This window comes from uncultured Mobiluncus sp. (assembly GCF_902488535.1).
In the GTDB taxonomy this organism is placed as follows: Bacteria; Actinomycetota; Actinomycetes; order Actinomycetales; family Actinomycetaceae; genus Mobiluncus.
In genome coordinates this window covers 62,807-87,839 of the sequence record NZ_CABTWO010000007.1, presented here as the reverse complement: position 1 = coordinate 87,839, position 25,033 = coordinate 62,807, and the positions used below count along the sequence as shown (strand labels likewise).

Here is a 25,033-nt window from a genome sequence, read left to right as displayed (position 1 = left end):
TTAATCCCTCTATGATTGCGTTCCTCGGCGGGGGCTGGTCGTTCCTTGTATTCTTTATTTGTATGTGCGCTCAATTGCTGTGGGTACTGAAAGTTATGCCGGAAACGAAGGGGATTCCGCTTGAAGAAATGTACGAAAAACTAGGTGTGGAGTAATAATCATGACAGAAACGAACTCAACGGGTAAGCCGGTACTGTGCCTGGGTGAAGCGCTCATTGACGTCATTGAGCGCGCGGGCGAGGTTGAAGAAAAGGTGGGCGGCAGCCCCTTGAACGTGGCGTGCGGTTTAGCGAGTTTGGGCCACCCCACCGCACTAGCTTCTTGGTGGGGCGATGACGCCCGCGGTCACAGCCTCGAAGAACATTTGCACTCTGCCGGGGTACAGATTGTCGCGGGCAGCGCTAACGCCGAGAAAACGCCGATAGCGAACGCCCATATCGACCCAGCCGGTCAGGCGACGTACGACTTTGAGTTGGAGTGGCAAGTGCCGCCACTTCCGGACGCGACTCAGATTAGCCACCTGCATACCGGCAGTTTCGCGGCTACGCTCGCGCCCGGCGCTTCTGCCGTAATGAGCGCGGTGAAGTCCATGGCAATCCGGGGAACCGTCAGCTATGACCCGAATATTAGACCTTCGCTGATGGGCAGCCCCGAGCAAGTGCGTCCTCAAATCGAGGAAATCATCAGCCTCTCCGATGTGGTGAAAGCCAGCGATGAGGACATTGCCTGGCTCTACGGTGATGACGTGACCCTCGAGTCCGTACTGCACAAATGGAAAGAGATGGGGCCTGGTCTGATCGTCGCTACCCGCGGACCGTGGGGTTCCTATGCGCTGTGCGCTAACGACCGGGATATGTTGGTGGTTGATCCGCTAAATATCGAGGTAGCTGACACCGTGGGTGCTGGGGATTCTTTCATGGCGGGACTGATTTCCGGGTTACTGGACGACGGACTGCTTGGCTCAGCGTCAGCTAAACAGCGTCTGCGGCAAGCCCGGTTAAGCGACGTGCAACCAGCTCTGCACCGAGCCACGATCACTTCAGGGCTCACAGTCAGCAAGGTCGGAGCCTACTCCCCCACGCGTTCCGAGGTTGCTGACATCCACACCGCCGACCCCACGCTTTAGAGTGTCTCCGACGCGGAAGGTACTGGCATTTTCTGACATTTGGCGCTTTGGGGAGCCCTGAAATTAATCGAGTTGCGCAGCTGCGTCCAGCATCCGCTCCACCGGCGGACGGAATTTGCCGTTCGCGTCACGAGTCTCGGCGCTGTCTTTCAGATAGGTATCCAGGAATTCCCGCAGGGCACTGCCTACTCCCAAGCCGGACAGCTCACCAGTTTGTGTGTCAATAGCGCCGTGCGCCCGGCCGGCAAAACTCACCAACCACATGTCCTCGCCCACCGGTACATCCGGGCTGAGCCGGGGCATCTCAAAAGGAAAGTCCAGGTGTTTAGCACCTAACCGTTGATAAAACGCCCACCGCCGACGCGGATCGCCGTACTGTTCGGAAGCCACGTGCTGGTGCGGATTTTCCACTTCCCCCAGAATCAAGAGGGGACTGTAGCGCGATTCCCACTGCGAAATAGCTCTCTGAAACAGCTCAGAGCCGACGCCATGTCCGCGGGTCAGGGGGCTGACCGCCAGCCAACTGAGCATCGTGATTTCCGTGGTGGCGAGCCAACCTATTGCTGCCCCTAAGGGCCGCGAATCATCCCACGCGGAGAATACTGGCAGGTCCTCGCCGGCCAGCTGCTCAATCAAATCACCGGGATCCCCCAGTTCCTCGGGTCCGAAAGAGACTTCGAGCAGGTCGCGGACCAAGAATTCGGCTTGACCGGGTTTCAAATCATTTTGATACTCAATGCGCATCTTAACAGCCTAACCCAAGACCAGATTGAACTCTATTCCCCAAAACTGCACTCGGCCTTATCCGCCCAGACACTCGGAACCATCGCATTAACGAGCTTTGCCGCGCAGCATGGCGCCGGGCGGGATCGCCAGCTCACAGGGGAAAGAAAACACGTGCGCCGGGTGATTGATTTCACTCACCGTTTCTCCCGCTTCGTCACGTATCCCCGCAGGGGGAATCTCGAAAAGAATCGGCTCGGTTCCCGGAACCAAGAACTCGACTTGTTGTCCGGGCACCATCTTGTTGCGAGACAGCACCGTCAGGCGCTGTGCGGTCGCGTCATAATCGACCACGGTTCCCAACCAAAGCCAATCACTATTATACCCTCCTCGGGTAACACTTTCTTCCGCAGGTTTTTCGGGGTAGAAAAAGCCGGTGCCGTATTCTCGGTGGGTCACTTTATACGGTTCCTGCAAGACCCATTCGGGTAGGGCAAAAGCGCCTTCACAAGCCAGTTCGGTCACGTTTCCCCTTCCGTCCAGGTAAGTGGTGACCGCGGTTTTATAAGCATTGGTCAGCGCCGCGACGTAGTACTCTCCCTTGGCACGACCTTCGATTTTCAGGCTGGTGACCCCGGCGGCAATGACCTCATCAACGTGTGCCAGCATATTCAAATCCTGGGAATTAAACAGGTAGGTGCCGCCCTGGGTCACCTCTACGGGGAAAAACTCGCCGGGGCGTTTTTCCTCGACCACATGATATTTCCATCGACAGCTTTGGGCGCAGTCCCCGTGGTTAGCGTCCCGTCCCGTGGTGTATTTGGAGATGAGACAGCGCCCCGAAAATGCCATGCACATGGAGCCGTGCACGAAAGCCTCAATCTCGAGGTCAGCAGGAATTTTGGCCCGCATTTCTCGAATCTCCGGCAAACTCATCTCGCGAGCCAAAACGACCCGTTTTGCCCCCAGCTCGTACAGAGCGGTGGCAGCCTGGTAGTTCATCACCCCGGCTTGCGTGGAAATATGCAGCTCGGTATGCGGAGCAATCTGCCGCGCTGCCATAAGAATGCCGATATCCGTGACAATGAGCGCGTCCACTCCAATTTCCGCCAGCGCTCCCAGGTAAGCATTCATTCCTGCCACCTCAGAGTTACCGGGAATGATATTCACGGTGGCATACACGCGGGCATCGCGGGCATGAGCGTAGCGAACGCCTTGTTCAAAATCCTCTAACGTAAAGTTTTTCGGAGCGGCTCGCATCCCAAACTCTGCCCCTCCGCAGTACACCGCGTCGGCTCCGAAATCCACCGCGGTTTGTAACACCCGCAGGTTTCCTGCCGGCGCCAACACTTCGGGACTGCGCCGCCGAAGAATTTTCGGTAGTTCCAAGTTCACGAGCCAAGCCCTAGCTCTGATAGGTACTCAAAAGAAATGTTTGCTTGGCTGAACCGGTGACGCATGACCGCAATCGCTTCCGGGTTTTCATCTATCAACACGAAGCGACGCTCCAACTGACCCGCGACCGCCCCGGTCGTTCCGGAACCCGCGAAAAAATCCAATACCCAATCCCCCGGACGGCTCGAAGCTTGGACAATACGCCGCAAAATCCCTTCGGGCTTTTGCGTAGCGTACCCCGTCTTTTCCTTACCTGTCGGAGAGACAATAGTGTGCCACCACACGTCAGTCGGGAGCTTGCCGCGAGCGGCCTTCTCTGGGGTGACCAAGCCGGGAGCCATATACGGTTCACGGTCCACAGACTCAGAATCAAAATAATACTTTTTTTGGTCTTTAACGTAGACGAGAATATTGTCATGCTTGGCGGGCCATTTCCGTTTGGAACGCCCACCGTAGTCATACGCCCAAATAATCTCATTCAGGAAACAATCCCGCCCAAACAACGCATCCAAAAGCACTTTTGCATAGTGAACTTCACGATAGTCCAGATGGAGGTATAAAGTCCCGCTGGGGGTCAGTAACCGCCATGCCTCCTCTAAGCGCGGCTCTAGGAATCCCCAATAATCCGAAAAACTATCGTTATAAGCAGTGACTTTCCCACGCACGGTTTCATAAGTTTGCCCCTGGAACCCCACTCGTGAACCCGTTACCGGAGCATCGGTGCGCACCGTTTTCAAGGATTGACGCGACTGCACTTTCCCCGTATTGAACGGTGGGTCTATATAGATGAGTTGAAAGGACGCGTCCGGCAACCCCCGTAACACCGGCAGGTTATCCCCTGCCACCACCAGGTTTGGTCCCGCGGCACTCCAAAAGTTTGTAGACATCTGCGTGGTTTTCAAAACAGTCTATTTCTTTCCCGGATGGACACCCAAAGCGCTCAACAGCTCGGCTGGTGTTGAGACAACCTGTACAGCCCCGCGTTCCTCGCCGGGCTGAGCCGTATCGCCCCAGGTAGTCAGGATTGCCGGAATCCCATTAATCTGAGCGCCCTCGATGTCATAGAACCGATCCCCCACCATCACGATACGCTGTTTGTCCTGCGGCTCGCTCAATCCGAACTGCTGCAAAGCCGCAGCAATGACAGCGGGTTTGTCCACCTGTGAAGTACCCGGTATCACACCTGAAACAACCTCAAAGAAATCTTCAATCCCCAGGTGCTGGAGAATCTCCAAAGACATCTTTTGGTTCTTAGTAGTAGCCACGCCCAGACGGTATCCCCTCGCCCGCAGCTTTTCCAGCATTTCCTGAATACCGGGATAAAGAGGCACGTCAATGGCATTAGGCCAATACATTTCGCGGTACCGAGCGACCATGAAAGCCACCCGCTGCTCATCAGCATCCGGTTCCATGTCCAGCATAGAATCGGCGAGGGGCGGACCGACATATTTCTTGTAAGCGTCAGGCGGCAACATTCGGCCATGCAGCTCCAGATCCAAAGCCGCAAAATACTCGGTAATACGCGATACAGAATCGGTCAGGGTGCCGTCCATATCCAGCAAGACGATTTCCACCCTGCTCAGGTCCACCACGATATTGCCTCCATCCCCGAGCACACCCGAAAAACTGCCCGAACCGACTTATGAAATAATTAAATACGTAACGCCCAGCACCAGGGCCGGGCGTCGCGAATATAGACCTCGTTAGTCTTCGACGGTCAAACGGCCCTTCTGGTAAGCCTTCACCAGGCGACGGGGAACCGCGACTTCCTGACCCTGAACTTTAACGTTATCAAGCTGCGTCAACTTAGCCGTCCAAGCAGAACGACGTGCACGAGTGTTGGCGCGGGACATTTTGCGCTTGGGTACTGCCATTGCCCTGCGCTCCTTTCAATTAGTGATTGTTCACAAGACATACAATGTTAGCAACAATTTGATGATTTTATCAAACTGAACCATCGTGAGGCGAAAGTATGACGCAACGCTACGTGACCATTGCTGAGGACGCACCGGGACATTTCGAGCTGGAAATTAAACGGTCGCGTTTCCTGGGGGTGGCACGAGGCGCCGCGGATGAAGTAGCAGCTCGTCAGGCAATCGAAAACGCGCGGAAACAGTATCCCGACGCGCGCCATCATTGCTCCGCTTTTACCTATCTGCCCGCGGGCTGGGAAAACGGGGTTCAGCCGGTCCAACATTCCAGCGACGATGGCGAGCCCAGCGGTACTGCCGGACGTCCCATGCTCGATGTGCTGCTGGGCAGCGGATTGCAAAACGCTTGTGTGGTGGTGACGCGGTATTTTGGCGGAATAAAGCTGGGAACGGGCGGCTTGGTGCGAGCCTACAGCGAGGCAGCGCAGGGCGCTATTGCTGCTGCACAAAGGATGGAAGTCAAGTCCGTTCCCGTGGTATCTTTCGATGTCGCCGCGAACCGGGCGGCTGCCCTAGAATCTTGGTTGCACTCGCGAAACTGCAAGCCACTGAGTGTAACCTGGTCAAACCGGGTCACGTTTGAACTGGCGGTGGAAGGCGGTACCCAGGACGAACTCGCCGCCGCTCTCGCCGCCCAGCTCGGCGCGCCGGTAACTTTCAGCAATGCGGGAATAAAAGTGGTGCGCTCACGGTTGTAATAGACGGCTCCCGTCAGGGAAACGAACAGAAACTAAAGAAAAGGAATCTAAAGGGTTAACTATGACTTATGCAAACGACGTCACGGCAACTATCGGCCACACTCCTCTGGTGAAAATTAATCGGATGCTGCCCGCGGGGACCGGCGCAAACGTGCTGGCAAAAATGGAGTTCACGAACCCCGGCGGTTCGGTAAAAGACCGTCCCGGCTTGGCGATTATTCGCGCTGCCGAGGCCTCGGGAAAGCTGCAGCCGGGCGGTACTATCGTGGAGGCTACCAGCGGTAACACCGGGGTCGCCCTGTGCATGGTGGGGGCTGCGCTGGGGTATCGGGTCGTCATCTCGATGCCGTCCTCCATGAGTGTGGAGCGTCGGCAGCTGATGAAGGCTTACGGTGCGGAGCTACTGCTGACGGACCCTGCGGGGGGCATGGCGGCTGCGGTTGAAGCTGCCGAGAACTACTTGGCGAACCACCCCGAAGCGGTATTCGCCGGTCAGTTCGATAATCCTGCCAATCCTGAGATTCACTATCGCACCACCGGTCCCGAAATTTGGGAACAAACTGAGGGACACGTTGACGCGTTCGTCGCTGGAGTTGGTTCCGGCGGCACGGTTTCCGGGGTCGGGAAGTTCCTCAAGGAACAGAACCCAGAAGTGTGGGTCGTGGCGGTAGAGCCGGCAGAATCGGCATTGCTGTCTACCGGCCAGGCCGGCGCCCACAAGATTCAGGGCATTGGCGCCAACTTTGTGCCGGATAACTACGATAGTGCAACCGTTGATGAAGTCATGACGGTGACCTCGGACGATGCCCTCGAGATGGCGCGGAAAGCCGCTACGCAGGAAGGTCTTTTGGTCGGAATCTCCTCCGGGGCGAATTTGGCGGCCGCCGCCGAACTGGCCGCGCGGCCTGAGTTTGCTGGCAAAACCGTGGTGACGCTGCTTCCCGACACCGGCGAACGCTACCTGTCCACGGTACTGTTTGCGCACTTGGGTGACTGAGGAACCGCGGCAGTCAGGGAAATTGAACCCACCAACCTGGTGCAGTTTTGACGAGATAAACGGGACCACCCGCCCGGGCTGACCCGAACTGGCTCAAACAGAGCACTTTAAGTTGCCAGAACAGGCCGCCCGAAACGAACCTCGGGAACGATAGCCTAGAATAGTTAGCGTCCGGTCGTTCAACCAACCAGAGGAAGTACCCGTCCCGATGACTTTCGTGAAACACACTACCCCGCCACGACACCTGCCCGCCTATAAACTTGGCGTGCGGGATTTACTGTTGGAGGACTTGGACACGGCCTTGAAACGCGACCCCGCCGCGCGCGGACGCCTGGAAGTCACGCTGACCTATCCGGGGGTTCACGCCTTGTGGGCGCACCGGCTGTCCAATCGGTTTTGGGTCAATGGTTTTAAAATGATTGCGCGCCTGATTCAGGAATTCGCGCGCCTCATCACGGGTGTGGACATCCACCCGGCCGCGACCATCGGACGCCGACTCTTTATCGACCACGCGACCGGGGTGGTCATTGGGGAAACCGCGGTGGTTGGCGAGGACTGCCTAATTTTTCACGGGGTGACCCTGGGCGGGCAGTCCATGAACAAGGGTAAACGCCACCCGACCTTGGGAAATCAGGTCATGGTGGGTGCCGGAGCGAAAATTTTGGGCGCCATCAACATCGGAGACGGCGCCAAAATCGGCGCCAACGCCGTGGTCATCAAGGACGTTCCTGCCGGGCGTATCGCCCTGGGAGTGCCGGCCAGGCTGCGCAATCCCAAGAAGCCCGTCAGCCCCGATATGAACATCGATCCCTCGCTGTTTATCTGAGAGTTTAACGCCACAGACCGGCAGCAAACATACTTCTCAACCCGAAATGTGTTGTGAATTACTGCGATTCTCTTTGGCATTGCCCCCGAACCTAGCTTGTCAATCATTTCACTTAGCCTCAATGGTGCCATTTTCACCCTAGTTTCCCTTGATTTACTGTGTTAGGATGGGGGTATGGGGTTCAGGGCATAAGGAAGTGGTAATCATGAAATTGAAAAGTATTGTCATACTCTCCAGCCTCTGTTTATTGCTCAGTATGGCGAACATTGCAAATGCTGAATCATCATCGCCCCAGGAAATACCTTCTGACTGGCAGGATCAAATTGCTACAGTGGTTACTTTTGCTCAGGAAAATTATCCGCGTGATTTCACGGAAAGCTACATTGACAATACTAGAAAGAATGGTGAAATCCTCTTTAGAGGACAAGTTCCCCGAGCGGTTACTGATGCTGCTAGTAAGCTCCCCTATCTCAAGCTGACTGGAGGGAGCGGAATTTCGAATATGGAGGCTCAACGTCTCCACTTCGAGCTCGTTGAAAAACTACGGGCGGACAACCCGGATCTACGTTTTGGTTCCTATGTCGATTTCCGAAAAAAGACTATCGAAATCCAACTGGACTCCGCACAAATCTCTAACTTTAAAAAAATGCCTGCGACTCTAGCTCTTTTGAAATCCAGCCAGGTTCTGCGCCCTCATTTCACTTTCGAGTCAATGCAAGAATCCACTCTCGATGCCCTATTTGGAGGCGGGTATCTCTCTTCATGCACTAGTGCCTTTTCTGCCAAGAGCCCCGGAAAGCCGAACTTGCTGCTAACCGCCGGACACTGTCAACCTCCGCAGTCTTACCATTCCGTCCCTCTCGTGTATGAGGGTTCCCATGTTGGAAATCATGGCGATTTCGGAGTCTATTCCACTTCAGCGTACACGGCTCCACAGTTTTACAGCGCTCCTAGCGTTTTAGTGAATGTAACGGCTTTGAAAATCCCGTCTGTAGGACAAGCCCTTTGTCGCAACGGCCAAACTACTGGACGAAGATGCGGACAAACAGTTGTCACTAATAATTACTGCGATTCGACCCACTTTCCCAGGGTATGCGAATTAACAGTAATGAATAATCGTCAAGCAAAAAAAGGTGATAGTGGCGGGCCCTGGTTCTCCAGCACATATGCTTACGGAATCCATTCTCGTGGTCTTAACTACAAAGGTGTTGCAAGAGATGCCTTTTCTCCCGTTGTTAAAGCACAAAAGTTTCTCAGTATAACCGTGAAAACAACCTCAAGTAATTAAAATGTATAAACAGACTGCTTGTACCGTTTACTCAATCACGATTCTAAACTATATAACTTTGTACTTGCCGTAAATTAATCTACACAAGAGCTTATCTTAAATCTTTTCAACAAACGCACATTTGACCCCTCGCAATCCGTTTATAACTTAGTACCAATCTTGTTATCTATCGCTTTTCACCTTACCGCTCGCGGGCGTGGTGGGGCCGCGGTTAGGAATAGAGAAAACCGGGTTCAGCCTGGGTCAGGCTGTGCACGAACGACCGATTCCGGACACGGTTTCCCGGATTCGGGGTTCGGCTGGAATTTATTACCGCAGGTTGAGGGCTTTTGAGAATGGTTCGCGCTTAAATTTCGCGTTGAGAACGGTCGTTTGTGCAGAGGCCCCCCGCTGCGCTTGGAATTAAACGTCACTGCGGCCTGTCAATTGCCCCGCCGAAACGGCGGTCGCGGTGCTGATAGGCCAATAAATCCCGCCACAGGGCCGCCCGCCCGTACTCGGGCCACGGTTCGGGGGCGAAAACGAGCTCCGCATAAGCCGCCTGCCACGGCAAAAAGTTGGAAGTGCGCTGCTCCCCGGAAGTGCGAATGAGCAGGTCAACATCTGGCACATCCGGCAGATACAGTTCCCGTGCGAAAGCAGCCTCGGTAATGCGCTCGGGTTTTAGCGTTCCCACCGCGACTCGCTGGGCCAGTTTCCGAGCCGCGTCAGCGAGTTCCGCTCGCCCCCCATAATTGAGGCACATAATTAGCTGAGTGCCGGTGTTGCCCTTGGTCAAGGCCTCTGCCGCCCGCAGTTCGGTGAGAACCGATTTCCACAAGCGGCCTTCCCGCCCACTCCATCGTACCCGGACTCCCCAGGCGTTCAGTTCATCGCGTCGATTCCGCAGCACCCGGCGCGAATATCCCATCAGGAACTTCACTTCTGCCGGGCTGCGTTTCCAGTTTTCGGTAGAAAACGCATACACACTCAAGAATTTCACCCCGGCCTCGACAGCTCCCGCAATGGTGTCCATCAGGGCGTACTCCCCTGCCTCGTGACCGGCGGTGCGGTTCAAACCCCGCGCGTTCGCCCAGCGTCCATTCCCATCCATGATGATTGCCACGTGCGCAGCAGCCGCGCGTGCCAATCCCGCCGGTAACTCAGGATGCTGCCCCGGCGGGGTGATACGACGAACCCAGGATTTTTCCACGCAATAACCTAGGCGAGTTCCAGCAAGGACAAGGATTTTAGACGGCGCTCCACGTGCCACTGCACGAAAGCCGAGACTAAGGCGTGGGCATCAGCCCGAGCCATCCATTCGCTGTCTTGGGCAGTTTGCCAATCCCCGACAGCCAAAGCCGCCAACAGACGCATCGTCTCAGAATCAACCGGTCGCGCCCCGGTGGGCTTGCAGTTTACGCACATCGCCCCGCCACCGCTGGGATTAAAGTACACGTGTGGACCCCTGGCCCCGCAAGACGCACAATCCCAGCAGCTTGCCGCCCAGCCCGCCAACGACATGAGACGCAGCAGGTAGGAATCCAGAATCAAAGACGGCTCGTGGCGCCCCATCGCCAAAGCGTGTAAAGCCCCGACGGTCAGGTGATAGTACCTCTCATTAGTCCAAGAATCCTCGGTGAGACGTTCCAAGGTTTCTACCATCAGGTTGGCGGCGGTGTAGCGGGCGTAATCGTTAGCGAGGCTGCGGCCATAAGGAGCCAGGATTTCCACTTGTTCGATATGGTGCAGGCCGGACTTGCCCCAGCGAATCTGAATGTCGACCGCTCCAAAAGGCTCCAGTCGCGCCCCCAGGCGCGACATGGTCTTACGTACTCCCCGCCCCACGCAGCGCAAAAGCCCGTGGTTTTCAGTAAGCAGGGTCACGATGCGGTCAGCCTCCCCCAGGTCCTGGGTGCGCAACACAATCGCCGCATCTCGAAACGTTCTCATCACGGACCATTATTCCATGAGCAAGCGGAAGAATCCCGTTCCCACTCTTTTGTAACCCGATTCCCCTGACTCATTCCGTCCTCCGAGTCTGGTTCCGCTCCACCATTCCTTCGTAGAGGACAGATTAGAGCCTGTCATTGTTGTCCTTGCGGAAGAACGGGGGTCGTGAATCGTTCCGGGGATCTTTTTTCGGAAGGTCCCGAACCAGTGAATAAATCAACAGGATTGCGAAAGCAATGACTAAAGTCCCTCCTCGAAAAAACAGGACATAGAAAGCATAAACAGACAACACTAGATAGAAGACGATTTGCCATTTATGCATCTGTACACCCCCGGGTTTTGCGAATCCTTTGCGGTAAATGCTAGCAGTACTGGATTCTAGAATTGGCAGGAATGCGAAAGCTAGCGGGCTAGCCCAGGAAAATCAGACCCCAGACGAAGCAGATGAACACTGCGAAAAGCAGCAGGTAGAAAGACCAGCCGAGCACTTCGTGAAGCAAATCGGTCTCTTTCTCAGGTTCGCCCATCGCGGCGGCGGCAATCGCCAAGGACTGGGGGGCGATGAGCTTGCCGATGACCCCGCCTGCGGTGTTGGCCGCCACGGAGAAAGCACCGGGCAGACCGATCTGGAGGGCAGTCGTCTCTTGGAGGGAGGCAAACAGGGCGTTTGCCGAGGTCGTGGAGCCGGAAATCGCCGTGCCGAGGTAGCCAATCATGGGGGAAAGCAACAGGAAGAACGTCCCGGTGCCAGCCAGCAGGGTCCCGATGGTTAAAACCATGCCAGAGATGTTCATCAAGTAAGCCAGCGCCATCACTTCCAGGATGGTGGCCGCGGAATACCGCATGGAATAAATCGCTGACCACAGCTTGGCACCGACCTGTTTGAAGCCAAGCGGATACTTCCCGCCTTCGCTAACCAGGGTAAACACTAACCCGGTTACCAGCGCCGCCATCGCAATCAATACTCCCGGTTGGGACAGTATCGGGATGGTGATGTTGCCGATGTTTCCCGCTACGTTCGGTTTGTTCGGGCTGGCCACCCGACCTGCCAAAGCGGGCCAGGCGACGTGCAGATCCGTCGCGGTCAAAACTTTGGCGACCTGGGGCACCATTCGCCCCACAGAAAGAATCACGATGACCAAGCCATAGGGCATCACAGCCAGCGCCACCCGGCCCACGCGCAGGTCAGCGGGCTTTTCCGTGACGAAATCGGGAGGAACCGGGGGACGATAGACCATCACCATCAACGCGACTACCAGGAACGTCACTATGGGCGGCAGTACCCCGCCCAACTCAAAGGACACGAAACGCAAGGTCAGGAACTGCCCGATACCCTCCACCAAGCCCATCACGAAAGCCAGGGGGAACATGTGGCGGAAGTGGTCCTTATCAATTAACAGGCTCAGCGCGAACGGCATCACAAAAGCAATCGCCGGTTCGGTACAGGACACGTAATACGTGATGTCAGCGGCGTTTTTGATGGGGTCATGCCCGCTCAGAAGGGCCGCCGCGGTCGTTATCGGTACTCCGAACGCCGCGTAGGCCACCGGGGAAGTATTCGCCACCAGAGCAATGACGGCCGCTTTCATCGGTTTGAATCCCAGGCCCAGCAGCAGCGCGGTCACCACTGCCACGGGGACCCCGAAACCGGATAAACCCTCTAGCAGGCCCCCGAAACACAGCGCAATCAGCATGGCCTGGATACGCAAATCCCCTTGACCGACAGCCGAAAAAACCTTGCGCAAATCAGCTTCGCGCCCGGTCGCCTCCATCAGACGGTGCAGCCACACGGCCGCAATCACGATAATCACGATGGGTATCAAGCCGTTTTCCGCCCCGAGCAGGGCGGCCGCCACAGCCATGTCGACCGGCATCCGGAAACCTGCTATCGCCACTAGCAAACCGACCCCCAGGGCGATAGCACCCGCCCAGTGAGAACGCATCCGCACAGCTCCGACCAGCACAAAGAAAACCGCTACCGGGAGCAGAGCCACTATGGCGCTCAGCCACAGCAGCCCTCCGACCGCGGTGACATTAGGCACGAACATGATTCTCTCCTTAGTCCTGGTCTACCTTACCAATCGCTGCCCGATACCCTGAACTTGCGGGGTGGTTTCCCGAACGCGAACCTTCCAGGTCAGAGCTTTCCCCGGTAACCTCTAGCGGTTCGACTTTCAGGGAAACGGAACGGAGCTTTCCACGACTTGGGATTGGCGCTGCGCCCGATTAATCGCTGAGATTACAGCCTTGTAGGCAGCGCGGATAGTGGAGGAATCAATGCCGACCCCCCACAGCACCTCGCCATCTACCACGGCCTCGACATAAGCCGCGGCGGTGGCATCACGCCCGGCGCTCAACGCGTGCTCCACGTAATCCAGAATCCGCACTTCCATACCCATCTGTTCAAAAGCATGGACAAAAGCGTCAATCGGACCGTTGCCGAACGATTCCAGCTGGAGCTTCGCTCCGCGGTCGTTCAGCGTAATGGAGACTTCCGTGTCCCCGCCAGAAGCCGAGGGAACGGAAGAAACGTGCGCCCCGTCGAGGAAGAAACGACCCCAGTGACGCGAGTCAATCCCCGCTTCTGACGCCGGCAAGTATTCATCGGCAAAAATCTGCCACAGGTCGTTCGCCCCGAGTTCACCACCGAAACGATCGGTCGTGCGCTGCACGATTTTCGAGAACTCGATTTGCAGGCGGCGCGGCAGGTCGAGGTGATGCTTTTCCTTCATTATGTAAGCGATACCGCCCTTGCCGGATTGCGAGTTCACCCGGACGATAGCTTCGTAGTTGCGCCCCACATCGTGAGGGTCAATAGGCAGGTAGGGCAGTTCCCAGATGACTTGGTTTTCGTCTCCGCCCGCGTCCCGAACCTTCTGTTCGCGTGCAGCAAAGCCTTTCTTAATGGCGTCCTGGTGGGAACCGGAGAAGGACGTATAGACCAGGTCCCCCACGTAGGGTAGCCGCGGCGGGGTGGGCATACGGGTGCAGCCCTCGACAATTCGGCGGACTTCATCGAGGTTGGACAGATCCAGCTGTGGGTCGATACCTTGACTAAAGAGGTTCATCGCCAAGGTGACCAAGTCAACGTTGCCGGTTCGTTCGCCTTGGCCCAGCAAGCATCCTTCGACCCGGTCAGCGCCGGCCATCTGAGCCAGTTCGGCGGTCGCGATGCCGGTGCCGCGGTCGTTGTGGTTGTGGGCGGAAATACAGACGTGTTCACGGTGCGAGATGTGGCGGCAGAAGTACTCGATTTGGTCAGCGTAAACGTTGGGCGTGCAGCGTTCCACCGTGGTAGGCAGGTTCAGGATGATTTCCCGCTCGCTATCAGGCTGCCACACTTCCATGACCGCTTCGCAAACTTCCAGGGCAAAGTCGATTTCGGTGTCTACGAAAATCTCCGGGGAGTATTCGTAACCGAAGATCGTGTCGTCCCCAAGGATTTTTTCGGCTCCGGCGATAACCTCACGAGTGCCGGACACCGCCATCTCGATGGTCTGCGCTTTGTCGTTGTGAAACACGACTTGGCGAAAAACCGGGGCGGTCGCGTTGTAAAGGTGTACGGTGGCGCGATGGTATCCCTTTATCGCTTGCAGGGTGCGTTCCAGGAGTTCCGGGCGGGATTGCGACAGGACTGAGCAGGTCACGTCCTCGGGAATGGCATCGTCCTCGACCAGGGAACGCACGAAGTCAAAGTCTGTTTGGGAAGCGGCCGGGAAACCGATTTCGATTTCTTTGAACCCCAGGCGCACCAGGAGGTCAAACATTTCGCGTTTCCGCTCGGAGTCCATCGGCTCAATGAGGGCTTGGTTGCCGTCACGCAGGTCGGTGGACAACCAGCGCGGCGCTTTCGTAATCCGATTGTTAGGCCAGGTTCGTTCGGGAAGCGAGATAGGATTCGTCTCCAGGAACGGGCGATATTTGCCGTAAGGCATTCCGGACGTTTGCTGACGATTGGTGAATCCAGAGGTACGCATGTTAAAAATCCTTTGCTGATGTTGCTTTTATCTTAGTTGCCAGGCAAAGCGGATAACTCCGCGCAGGGGGCCTGGCTGATTCAGAGCCCTACGCGGTTAGGCAACAGCAGCAATGTTTGCGACACAGTCCCATGGTACCACGGGTTTCACTTTACGAAATTGCTGTCTCAGTATGAGAAATTAACGCAGTTCACGCAGGAAGTTGTGGTCCAGATACCACCGCAGGGGCTTGTCCAAAACCACAATCGCTCCGCCCCCTGGATTACGCGAAGTTTTTGCGGTGAGACCCTCCAAAACTGCCAGTGGCAGGGGCGCCATGACCTCAAAAGCTCGGTAGGGCTTTTCATTTTTCAGGCGAATCCCCCGCTGTGCCAGAGGTGTGCCCAGAGCAAACAAGAATTGGGCCTTATCATCGTCGAAGCAATCCAGCAGGTCGCCGGGACGTAGCTCGTTGGAGCCGGGTTTCCCGCCACGAGAAATCGTGCGGGCGTCGATTCCGATGGCGGTGCGGTGACCGCGATCGGCGGCGTTGCCCGGTAACTCGCTAGTTTCAGGCTTTTCCCGCACTAACCTGGCGACCAGGGAAACCGCCGATTCCAGGTCAGGCAACACTTCGTAGGCAGCGAACTCGGCACCGCGCTGTGAGCCGACCACATACCCCTCGTCGCCCCAGGGAGCAACCACCCACGGTCCTTCGGGAGCCAGCGGAAGTTGGGGATCACGAGGGTCAAACCCTCGCACTACCTCAGCCTCCGTCAGGCCGCGCTGAGCACAAAGCTCGTCAAAATACGACTTGTAACGGGAGGCCTCGCCGCCCTCAGACTCGGCATTGCCCGGCGGCTGGGGCACATCCCACGTGGCTTCGGGCCGCCCGGAATGCTTACCCGCACGTTTTTCCGCCCGCTCAGTCCACGTCAGGCGCGCCAACTGAGCGATTTCCTCGTTGGCATCCTCACGCAGCTCGGCAATGACTTTCAACGGAGTCAGTTCATTGGCCACCGCTGCCTTTTGCACCCGACTATCGCCGTCTTTGGCGAGTTTAGCGAGCACATAGGCGGGGGTGCGCTCCTGCATCGCGACCAGGTAGCGCGCCCGCCACGGGGCAAACAGCGCGATAGTTTCAAACACGGCATCGGGCAAATTCTGCGCTTGCGCTACGTATTCAGCCAGCTCCGGGCGGGTACGAATGATTTCCTCCCAGATAAAAGTCGGCGCCACGTCCGTCATCGCCCGCATGAAGTCCTCTTCGTTTTCCGAAGTACACAGGCGAGCGAACTCCTGGACCGAACCAATCACGTTGATGCCCTCCTTTGGCTGCAAGGGTGATTATAACTAAAGTTTAAGCCATAGGAGGGCACCAGCGTGAGGTTTCACCTCACTATTGAGTTGTTTCGCGAGTCGGTCAGACAGTCCGACCGTGCTCATTCATACTTGAATTTGCCCAGCTCCGCACGCAAATCCGCGGCTTTGGACTGCAAATCCGAAGCGGTCGCAGCCAGGGCGTTCAACGGTTCCACCGCTTGGCTAGCAGCCCCGGCAAACTGGCCGATATTCGTCGCAATCGTGGAAGAACCGGAGGCTGCCTCCGTCACAGAACGCGCCATCTCATTCGTGGTGGCAGTCTGTTCCTCGACCGCGGCGGCAATCGTGGTTTGGAAGTCGTTGATTTGGGAAATAATCTCGGAGATACGCCGGATAGCCGTCACCGCGGAATCCGTGTCATCTTGAATCTTGGCAATCCGTCCGGTGATGTCATCGGTGGCTTTAGCCGTTTCCGCCGCCAAATCCTTCACCTCACCAGCAACTACCGCGAAGCCCTTGCCCGCTTCGCCAGCTCGCGCCGCCTCAATGGTGGCGTTGAGCGCCAACAGATTGGTTTGCTCCGCAATAGCGGTAATGGCGTGGATCACATCGTCAATTTCTTTCGATGATTTGCCCAGTTTCTCCACAGTCTCGGTGGTCGCCGCGGCCGCTTCGGTAGCCTCCTGGGCGACTCGCGCCGCCTCGTTGGCGTTAGACGAAATCTCCCGGATAGCCGAACCCATCTCTTCTGCGCCCGCAGCGACGGTCTGCACGTTAATGGAAACCTGTTCCGCTGCGCCCGCCACCGCGTCAGCCTGCGCCGCCGAACCGGCGGCAGCCTGCGCGGTCTGAGTGGTCAGATCAGCCACGGTCTCTGACTCGGAACGAACCGCCTCGGAAGTGCGAGCCGCCGACCCAAACGCCTCTTGCAGGGCCGAATTGGAAAGGTTCACTGCCCGCGACATATCCGCCAGCTCATCGTTGGAATTGATGACCGCTCTGCGCGTCAAATCGCCTTGAGCCAAACCTTTCACCACAGTTTCCACGGATTCCACAGAATGAGTAACAGCGCGGCGCACTTTGCCCATAATAATCACGGCCACGATCACCAAGGCAACCACGGTTATTATCTGGAAAATCAGTCCCCGGAGACGCACGTCACTCATATCCTTTTGCGACTGGGCGACTTCTTGCTTCAGCAATGGTGTGAGCTGGTCTTGCTGGGCGACCATATCGCTAATGGTCTGGGGGACGACCGTATTCAAGGTTTCGGAATTCTGCCCCTGACTGGCTTGTAATTCGGAAGTCGATCGCGCGATGACCTCACGCAAGTTGGCGGCAGATTTCTGTAATCCTTGGGCCGCAGCCAGAACCTTGTCAGAGTTCGTGGTGTCGATAATCGTTTGGATATTTTGTTCCAAAGCGCCCTGGGTCGCTTCCAGCTGCTGGGCTTGCGCATCGTCGGGCTGGCCTTCCAAGACGGAACGCGCGTAAGCGTATTGATGCTGGCCGACCTCGTAAATCTCGGCCTCCATCAGAGATAGAGTCTCCGCGTTGGTGGAGGCGTCCAAGAACTCTGTCGTACTGTGGTTGGTCTGAACCATGGTTATTAGGACAGCCATCCCCAAAATGAGTACCCCCACGAACCCCGGCAAAGCCCCTCTGAACAGGCGCTTCATCAAGGAAGTCCGCCTGTAGGCCTTTTCCGGTTTTGTCGTGTTATTCGGTTGGTTCTTCATGTCCTGCTCCCCTAGCTGGTTGACCGGATTCGTCTGAGTCATGGTTCTCACTGTCCTTCCCGGTAGGTGAATTCGCCCAGCTGCTGGTTCAAGCCTTGAGCCTGGTTCACCACACCTTCCGCTCTGCCGACAGAATCACGCAGGTTATCGGCACTGTTATTAGTCGCCTCAGCTATCTCATTGATATTTGCCGCAATCTCAGTCGAACCGGAGGACGCTTCTGTAATAGATTTGGTCATCTCATTGGTGGTGGCAGTTTGTTCCTCGACTGCCGCCGCAATCGTGGCCTGGAAATCGTTGATTTGGGCGATAATGTCGCTGATTTGGCTGATGGCCTCTACCGCTTGACCGGTGTCGACCTGAATCTGTTCGATACGTGAAGCCACGTCAGCGGTGGCCGTCGTGGTCTCCGCCGCCAAATCCTTCACCTCGCTGGCCACGACCGCGAACCCGCGTCCTGCGTCTCCAGCCCGAGCGGCCTCAATAGTGGCGTTGAGCGCCAGCAGGTTAGTCTGTTCCGCCACCGCCGTAATCGTCTCAATTACCTCACCGATCTCTTGACTGGATTCACCCAGCTTGGTTACGGTTTCATTCGTCTTAGCTGCGACTTCGGTAGCTTCCATCGCAACCTTGGCTGCCTCGTTGGCGTTCGAAGAAATTTCGCGAATAGAAGCGCTCATTTCTTCCGCTGCTGCCGCCACCGTCGCAATGCTCGTCGAGACTTGCTCGGCTGCTGCCGCAACGGAAGTAACCACACTGCTGGCCTGCTCAATCGTGCCGATGAGATCGTGACCGTCATCGACCATCTTTTGCGTAGTGACCTGCACTTCCTCGGCAGTAGTCACGGTCTGACCAAAAATGTTACGCAGCTTTTCAGCGGCGATATCGAGCTTATCGGCCAGACGCCCAATTTCGTCATTGGTGTGCTTGACCGGATGAATGGTCAGGTCTTTTTGGGAAAGTTGATTCAAAGCAGCGGAACTTTCCTGAGCCGATTTCACGAAGCCGCGCGACATCTTGAGGTTCAATAACAGCATAACTAGCAGCATCACCACACCGGTCACGATGACTGCCGCAATGGTCAGGGGCTGAATAAATTTTATCTTGGCGCTGGTGGCCTGGTTCTGGACGTTCAAATCCTCACTCAGCTTTCCGATGTTATCGCTGATTGAGCTCGAGACGTTCCGGATATTTTCCGCTTCGGCTACCACTGCGCCACGCAGACTATCCAAAGAAGTCACAGACCCGCTGACCTGCGCCAACATGGAGCTCAAAGACGCGCTGTCGGATTTGATAGCCTCAAACGTGGCCTGATTACTAGCTCTGAGCTGTTTCGTAGGGAAACTCGACACGTGCTGGCTAAAGGCATCCAAATCCTTAAGATATTCCCCAAAAATCTGTAGCGCGTTCGGATCGTTGCGCAGAGCGGTATAGATACCCTGCGACCACAGAAATTCCGCGGAACGCCATTCCTCAGCCAATTTGGTAATTTCCTGCGAAGTCGCAGAGCTGGAGGCCTTATGGGAAACGTCTACGTTCTCTATGCCAATCCCCACCCACTCCACTGCCAACAGCAAAATCGCTGCTAGAGCTGCAGTCATATTGACCAAGAACATCTTTTTCCCTAAGGGGAATTTTTTACCATCAGTCTTCAGGCTCTCGCCAACTTGCACGGTAGCGCCGGTTTGTACTGGTGCCGCCTTTTTCTTAGACATCTAAGAACGCCGCCTTCCTTGAAAATTTTTCCGTGTCAGGTAAATCGAATTTTCCGATGACATGGAACATCATCGCTGTTCACCGCTAACATTTTAGGCTTTTTCCGGCCTTTTTTGGTGCTGTCACAACATAATTCGCCAAAAATGACGTTTCCCCGACTGGCAAACTCAGTCGAGGAAACTTGTGAAAAATACGGCATGAACCTACCAAACTAGACTTTGGGACGCACCCCGAGGTGCATCAACCCCCAGGTCACAGACTCAACCAGGGCTTCCCAGGATGCTTCAATCACGTCCTCGCCCACCCCGACTGTAGTCCACTGCGCCTCACCGTTCGTGGTGGTAATCAGCACGCGCACGGTCGCGTCCGTGCCAAAGGTCGTGTCTAAGATCCGCACCTTGTAATCGATGAGTTCAAAATCGGTGATAGCCGGGTACGTTTCGGACAGCGCCTGGCGCAACGCGTGGTCCAGCGCGTTCACCGGACCGTTGCCTTCCCCGGTGACGACTTTGCGCCCATCACGAGTTCGCAGCTTGACGGTAGCTTCAGCTTCTGCTTCCCCGTTCTCCCCGAGCGATGCCCGGCCGGCTTGTACCAAAGTTCGCCACGTCTCGACCTCAAAATAGGTCGGCAAGTCCCCGCCTTGGGCCCGCACCAGCAGCTCAAAGGAGGCGTCAGCCGCATCGAAAACGTAACCGCGGGACTCCTTTTCTTTCACCGCTTCCACCACCCGGCCGGTCAGGTAAGGCGTCCCGGACAGGTCAATGCCCATCTCTTTGGCTTTCAGTTGGACCGATGCCCGCCCCGCCATCTCGGAAACCAGCATCCGCATATCGTTGCCGACCGTAACGGGGTCGATGTGCTGATACAGATCGGGATTGACGCGAATAGCCGAAGCGTGCAGACCCGCCTTGTGCGCAAACGAGGAATCCCCCACGTACGGCAGACGCTTGGAAGGCCGCAGATTCGTGATTTCTGCCACTCGGTGTGAGGTGCGGGTCAGCTCGGCCAGGCCGTTTTCATTCAGAAGGGCGGGTCGTCCCATTTTGATTTCAATGTTGCCGATAAGGGTGAGGATGTCGGCGTTGCCGGTGCGTTCCCCGTAGCCGTTCACGCAGCCCTGGACCTGCACCGCTCCGGCTTCGATGGCAGCCATAGCGTTCGCGACGGCGCACCCCGTGTCGTTGTGGGTGTGAATCCCGATTTTTACCTGTGTCAAGCCCTGTTTATCCAGGTAGTCGCGGGCTTCAGCGACTTTCGTGCCGATGGTCGAAGGCAGGTTGCCTCCGTTGGTGTCGCACAGTACGACCGTTTCCGCCCCTGCTTCTCCAGCCGCTTTCAGCACTTTCAGCCCGTATTGGGAATCGTGAGTCAGGCCGTCAAAGTAATGTTCGGCATCCAGAAACACCCGCCGACCAGCCTTGACCAGGAACTGCACCGTGTCGCGTACCATCGCCAAATTCTCTTGGCCAGTGGTTTTCAAAGCATCCGTGACGTGGCGCAAATCCGACTTCGCCACCAGGGTGATTACCGGCGCCCCAGAATCTAGAAGTGCCAGCACCTGCGAATCCTCGCTGGCTTTGGTCCCCACCTTACGGGTGGAGCCAAAAGCGGCCAGGGTCGCGTGGCGCAGCTGCAGTTTCGACAACGCCAGCGCAAAGAACTCGGTGTCTTTCGGAATCGCGCCGGGCCAACCGCCTTCGATAAAGCTAACCCCCAGGTCATCAAGAGCTTGAGCAATATTGAGCTTGTCCGCTACGGACAGTGAAATGCCCTCCATCTGGGCGCCATCACGCAAAGTGGTGTCGTATATCTCTATCGGCTCAGTCGTCTGTTCCATGCCCCCATGTTACAAAAGTCCCCCGCCAGAGATTAATTGAGCCCCAAATTCTCAGGCTAACCGCCTGGTTTAAATTGTGCTGCTGGGGAAGGGTATCATAGCAACCACTATGCCAAAGCCTATAGGTAACGAGTCACGCTACAATCCGGGCATCGACGGTTTGAGAACCCTCGCGGTCCTCGGCGTCATTTGCTACCACCTTGGCTTCAGATGGATGCCGGGCGGTTTGGCTGGTGTTGGCGTATTCTTTACCATCTCGGGTTTCCTGATCACCGGTAACCTCATGCGTTCCTGGTATCGCCGCGGCAACCTGGGGCTAAAGACCTTCTGGCTACGCCGTCTGCGCCGCTTAATGCCCGCAGTCATCTTAACGGTGCTGGTCATCTGGGCACTCACGCCTTTCTTTAAAGCCGAAAACTGGCCGGACTATCGTCTCGGCGGGCTCACCGCCATTTTCTACGTCAATAACTGGGCCACCATTTTTTGGGGTGATTCCTATTTTGACCAGTTCTCCCAGAGCCCCTTTGAACACATGTGGTCGCTGTCTGTTGAGGAGCAGTTCTATCTGTTCTGGCCGCTAGTGTTGCTATTACTACTGGTCATCAGCCGCGGTCGCCGCCTGCCGCTGGTAATCCTCACCTCAATACTCGCCGCGGCTTCTTTCGTGTGGCTAGCCTACGGATATTCACTCGGCATGGACGCCACCCGCCTCTACGAGGGCACCGATACTCGCGCGGGCGGCCTGCTCGTGGGCGCCATTCTCGCCATCATCATGATCAAACCCACCGACCCGAACACGACACGCCCCCTCGTCGGCAGGGTAATCTTTCGACAGGATCGCTACCTGGCTGAAGTATTGGGATGGCTTGGTCTGGGCGCTGTGCTGGCCATTTATATCTTTATTCCTGATTCTTCACCAGCTTTATTTAACGGCTTACTGGTGGTTCTCTCGCTGGCTACCGCGGCGCTGCTCTTTGCCATCTCGAACCGCTACACGCGGATATATAAGCTTTTTGCGTTGCGTCCCCTCGCCTGGATTGGCGAGAGGTCTTACGCCTTGTATCTGTGGCATATGCCCCTCATCGCTTTCCTTTACACTCCTCTGCAGGTGGTGCCGGCTATTGTCAGGGCCCTGATCATCATTGGGGCTACCATTGGCTTGGCCGCATTATCTTGGATCTTGGTCGAAGATCCCATTCGCCGCAATGGATTCTTTGTCCCGCTGTGGCGGTGGTTGACTCGCAAAGCCTCCCTACCTCACGCCCTGTTGTCTTTCCCCCTCGCTTTCTTCCTCATCTTTGCCCTGGTCGGAATACCAACTGAAGCTGCCACGAGCTATCACGACCAACTCGAAGCGAAAAAGGCCGCCCTGGCGAAGGCCCAAGCGGAACGGGAGCGCAAAGCGGCTCAGGAACGTGCCCTCGCAGCAACTCGCACTCGCTGCCACCAGATTATCCACGTGGGGGACTCCACCTCCCTAGCAATGTTTACCGATGCCGGAGTGCTCAATCCGGCAGACAATGCCACCAAGACCTACACGGCCACCGGCGCCACGAAAGTTACCAACTCAAGTTTCGGGGCTCGTGCCACCAATCAGGGCTTCCAGGAATATCCCTCCGGAAACGATTCCATCCGCGAAATCCTCGCCGGTGGGATTGATAAGGACTCGTGCTTTGTGATTGCCTTGGGAACGAACGATGCCGCGAACATGAATGTCTATGGCGGCACCGACTATGACACCCATATTCGCGCCACCATGGACATTATTGGTCCGAAGTACCCGGTGCTGTGGATTACGACCGTGGTGAACCCGAACGGTTCACCCAGGTGGTACACCAAAGATGTTATGGACGCTTGGAACGCAGAACTCTACCACCAGCAGAAACGCTACCCGAACATGTGGGTTTACCCTTGGGACAAGGATATGCGTCCGGAGTGGTTCATCACCGGCGACGGGGTGCACTGCAACACGATTGGAAACTCGGAACGTTCCCGTCGTTTCGCCCAAGCCGTGGTCAACGCCTGGCCGCTGACTTTGGAAGGGGACAAAGCACCGCTGCTACCTAAGAAACGGCTCGCCCCGAAACAGCGTGTCGTGACGGGGATGCCTCCCCAATAGGCTCAGCTAAGTCTCACCACTAGCGGATTTTTCCTGGCGTTTAGGCCCCGCCTCTGAATTATTTTTAAAAGGTGTCGGTGGCGGAAGGGAAAGGTTCCAAATTAGGGAATCATGTTTCCAGTTGCGGCTATGTCCACGGCATGAAAAAATATCCGAGTGAATCAAAATGAACGTTTGTGGGCGATTTTCGCTCATCTTTCCGTGCTCATCGCTATGGCTGTTTCCGCCGGCTGGCTGTCATTCTTGGGACCGCTCATCGTCTGGTTGGTGAAAAAGGACAGTTCCCCGGCAGTGCGCGTCGCTGCGGCTGGAGCGTTTAACTTTAACGTCGCCATGTGGATTGCTGGTATCGCCGGGTGGATTGCTTTCTTTACTATCCTGTTAATCCCTGTGGCTCTGGTTCTGTGGCTGGCGGTGTTCGCTCTGACCTTGTGGCACAGCATCCGCGGTGCCATCGCCGCCTCTAACCAGCAGGTCTACGTCTACCCCTTCCAGCTGCCGATTCTGAATTAATTACTGATATTGCGGTTTCCAGATAGACGTCGTTCTATCTGGAGACACTTCGTTGCCAGAGACGCGGGCTCGAAAACATTATTTGCGGCCTAGGAGGCTAGCATTTTTCAATAGTTATGGCTAGAGGATACGAGATGTTAGCTAAGTGCAGGGCTTGGAAAATAATCCGCGTTAGTCTGCCGATTACTATGGGATCCCAAACGTCCACTTTGACCTGTCGTGAATCAGATTGTCTCGAATTCGGGCTGGCCTGACGTGGCGTGCTCGACGCCGCCTGATTGCACGAGGCGGTTTCGGAACAATAAATTATGTGCTTTTCCTGGTGTTGGACAAGTTCGGAAAATATATCCCAAAACGGTTCAACATTTTGGTCGGCATATTCGATGGTTACCGTCGCTTGTTGCGGCTTGCGGAAGTTCTCTGCGATGATTTCGAGATACGATTCTCCCCTGACATCTGGAAAAATCACCTGCGGCATAACCGCACCGACGAACCGCTGCAGCCGAGACATAGCTGAACTCGTCTCAACCGATGATTGTCCATAGGACACGGTTTGCTTGCCGAGGGGAAACTCAAACGAACCAACTCTTATGAATACTCCATCGACGGTGGCAGGCTTCACCAACCGCACACAATGCGACATCGCCGCGAACAGCAGCGCGAACGGAGGCTTTTGCGATTCCGGGAAAGTTAGGTAAACCCACGAAAGCAAGTTAGGAATGTCTCGTGACCAAGGTTCCTCCGGATGGTAATACCAAGGAGCGCACCGGTTCTCTTCGAAATCCAAGCATTCTTCACTCCAGCCAGCAAATAGCCCGACAAATTCCTGTCTCTCGGAATCGGACAGGATATTCCCCTGGCTGGAGCCAGAATGCGAAATAAATGCGACCTCTAAGGTATCGTCCATATTA

General features: G+C 56.1%; 21 protein-coding genes and 1 pseudogene. 8 read left to right on the top strand and 14 right to left on the bottom strand.

The features are described 5' to 3' along the window. Positions 1 to 5: 5 nt before the first annotated feature. Positions 6 to 155 (top strand): annotated as a pseudogene (locus RDL66_RS03935) (MFS transporter); the annotation flags it as partial. Positions 156 to 160: 5 nt separating this feature from the next. After that, entirely contained in the window at positions 161 to 1,126 is a 966-nt protein-coding gene (locus tag RDL66_RS03930; protein ID WP_308535337.1) for a carbohydrate kinase, read from the top strand. Between the two features lie 63 nt (positions 1,127 to 1,189). On the opposite strand, the gene RDL66_RS03925 is transcribed toward RDL66_RS03930, so the two are convergent. From RDL66_RS03925 to rpmF, 5 genes are all read right to left on the bottom strand, one after another. Then, positions 1,190 to 1,870: a GNAT family N-acetyltransferase gene (locus RDL66_RS03925; protein ID WP_308535336.1), complete on the bottom strand. Its 681-nt coding sequence runs from the start codon at positions 1,868 to 1,870 to the stop codon at positions 1,190 to 1,192. A gap of 87 nt (positions 1,871 to 1,957) precedes the next feature. After that, positions 1,958 to 3,244, bottom strand: a complete 1,287-nt coding sequence (locus RDL66_RS03920) for a U32 family peptidase (RefSeq protein ID WP_308535334.1) — start codon at positions 3,242 to 3,244, stop codon at positions 1,958 to 1,960. Then, positions 3,241 to 4,131, bottom strand: a complete 891-nt coding sequence (locus RDL66_RS03915) for a site-specific DNA-methyltransferase (RefSeq protein ID WP_308535333.1) — start codon at positions 4,129 to 4,131, stop codon at positions 3,241 to 3,243. The genes RDL66_RS03920 and RDL66_RS03915 overlap by 4 nt, the downstream gene beginning before the upstream one ends. 21 nt (positions 4,132 to 4,152) lie before the next feature. Further along, positions 4,153 to 4,836, bottom strand: a complete 684-nt coding sequence (locus RDL66_RS03910) for an HAD hydrolase-like protein (protein ID WP_308535330.1) — start codon at positions 4,834 to 4,836, stop codon at positions 4,153 to 4,155. 111 nt (positions 4,837 to 4,947) lie between these two features. Beyond that, positions 4,948 to 5,118 carry a 50S ribosomal protein L32 gene (rpmF, locus tag RDL66_RS03905; RefSeq protein ID WP_308535329.1) on the bottom strand — a complete coding sequence of 57 codons (171 nt, stop codon included), beginning with the start codon at positions 5,116 to 5,118 and terminating at the stop codon, positions 4,948 to 4,950. 98 nt (positions 5,119 to 5,216) lie between these two features. Between rpmF and RDL66_RS03900 the strand changes: the two genes are divergently transcribed. From RDL66_RS03900 to RDL66_RS03885, 4 genes are all read left to right on the top strand, one after another. Then, positions 5,217 to 5,873 (top strand): YigZ family protein, encoded by a 657-nt coding sequence (locus tag RDL66_RS03900; RefSeq protein ID WP_308535327.1) that lies wholly within the window; start codon positions 5,217 to 5,219, stop codon positions 5,871 to 5,873. Between the two features lie 61 nt (positions 5,874 to 5,934). Further along, positions 5,935 to 6,870 carry a cysteine synthase A gene (cysK, locus tag RDL66_RS03895; RefSeq protein ID WP_308535325.1) on the top strand — a complete coding sequence of 312 codons (936 nt, stop codon included), beginning with the start codon at positions 5,935 to 5,937 and terminating at the stop codon, positions 6,868 to 6,870. 208 nt (positions 6,871 to 7,078) lie between these two features. Then, positions 7,079 to 7,696, top strand: coding sequence for a serine O-acetyltransferase (cysE, locus tag RDL66_RS03890; RefSeq protein WP_308535324.1), 618 nt, complete (start codon positions 7,079 to 7,081; stop codon positions 7,694 to 7,696). Between the two features lie 205 nt (positions 7,697 to 7,901). After that, the gene (locus RDL66_RS03885) at positions 7,902 to 8,984 is read left to right on the top strand and encodes a S1 family peptidase (protein ID WP_308535322.1); all 1,083 of its coding nucleotides are present in this window, start codon (positions 7,902 to 7,904) and stop codon (positions 8,982 to 8,984) included. Positions 8,985 to 9,393: 409 nt separating this feature from the next. On the opposite strand, the gene uppS is transcribed toward RDL66_RS03885, so the two are convergent. From uppS to cimA, 8 genes are all read right to left on the bottom strand, one after another. Then, positions 9,394 to 10,176: a polyprenyl diphosphate synthase gene (uppS, locus tag RDL66_RS03880; protein ID WP_308535320.1), complete on the bottom strand. Its 783-nt coding sequence runs from the start codon at positions 10,174 to 10,176 to the stop codon at positions 9,394 to 9,396. A gap of 8 nt (positions 10,177 to 10,184) precedes the next feature. Further along, positions 10,185 to 10,916 carry a DNA repair protein RecO gene (recO, locus tag RDL66_RS03875; protein WP_308535318.1) on the bottom strand — a complete coding sequence of 244 codons (732 nt, stop codon included), beginning with the start codon at positions 10,914 to 10,916 and terminating at the stop codon, positions 10,185 to 10,187. 410 nt (positions 10,917 to 11,326) lie between these two features. Continuing rightward, entirely contained in the window at positions 11,327 to 12,964 is a 1,638-nt protein-coding gene (locus tag RDL66_RS03870) for an L-lactate permease (RefSeq protein ID WP_308535316.1), read from the bottom strand. A gap of 126 nt (positions 12,965 to 13,090) precedes the next feature. After that, the gene (leuA, locus tag RDL66_RS03865) at positions 13,091 to 14,893 is read right to left on the bottom strand and encodes a 2-isopropylmalate synthase (RefSeq protein ID WP_308535315.1); all 1,803 of its coding nucleotides are present in this window, start codon (positions 14,891 to 14,893) and stop codon (positions 13,091 to 13,093) included. 180 nt (positions 14,894 to 15,073) lie between these two features. Further along, a complete protein-coding gene (locus RDL66_RS03860) occupies positions 15,074 to 16,213 on the bottom strand; it encodes a TNT domain-containing protein (protein ID WP_308535314.1) in 1,140 nt (379 codons plus the stop codon). Between the two features lie 101 nt (positions 16,214 to 16,314). Further along, on the bottom strand, positions 16,315 to 17,976 hold the full coding sequence (locus RDL66_RS03855; protein WP_308535313.1) for a methyl-accepting chemotaxis protein: 1,662 nt from the start codon (positions 17,974 to 17,976) through the stop codon (positions 16,315 to 16,317). A gap of 5 nt (positions 17,977 to 17,981) precedes the next feature. Further along, positions 17,982 to 19,649, bottom strand: a complete 1,668-nt coding sequence (locus RDL66_RS03850; protein ID WP_308535311.1) for a methyl-accepting chemotaxis protein — start codon at positions 19,647 to 19,649, stop codon at positions 17,982 to 17,984. Positions 19,650 to 19,861: 212 nt separating this feature from the next. Further along, positions 19,862 to 21,490, bottom strand: a complete 1,629-nt coding sequence (cimA, locus tag RDL66_RS03845; protein WP_308535309.1) for a citramalate synthase — start codon at positions 21,488 to 21,490, stop codon at positions 19,862 to 19,864. 109 nt (positions 21,491 to 21,599) lie between these two features. Here cimA and RDL66_RS03840 point away from each other — a divergent pair, with 109 nt between their 5' ends. Beyond that, positions 21,600 to 23,609 (top strand): acyltransferase family protein, encoded by a 2,010-nt coding sequence (locus RDL66_RS03840; protein ID WP_308535308.1) that lies wholly within the window; start codon positions 21,600 to 21,602, stop codon positions 23,607 to 23,609. Positions 23,610 to 23,765: 156 nt separating this feature from the next. Continuing rightward, entirely contained in the window at positions 23,766 to 24,122 is a 357-nt protein-coding gene (locus RDL66_RS03835) for a DUF4870 domain-containing protein (protein WP_308535307.1), read from the top strand. A gap of 97 nt (positions 24,123 to 24,219) precedes the next feature. Here RDL66_RS03835 and RDL66_RS03830 read toward each other — a convergent pair whose 3' ends face one another. Beyond that, positions 24,220 to 25,029 carry a hypothetical protein gene (locus tag RDL66_RS03830; RefSeq protein ID WP_308535306.1) on the bottom strand — a complete coding sequence of 270 codons (810 nt, stop codon included), beginning with the start codon at positions 25,027 to 25,029 and terminating at the stop codon, positions 24,220 to 24,222. Positions 25,030 to 25,033 lie beyond the last annotated feature (4 nt).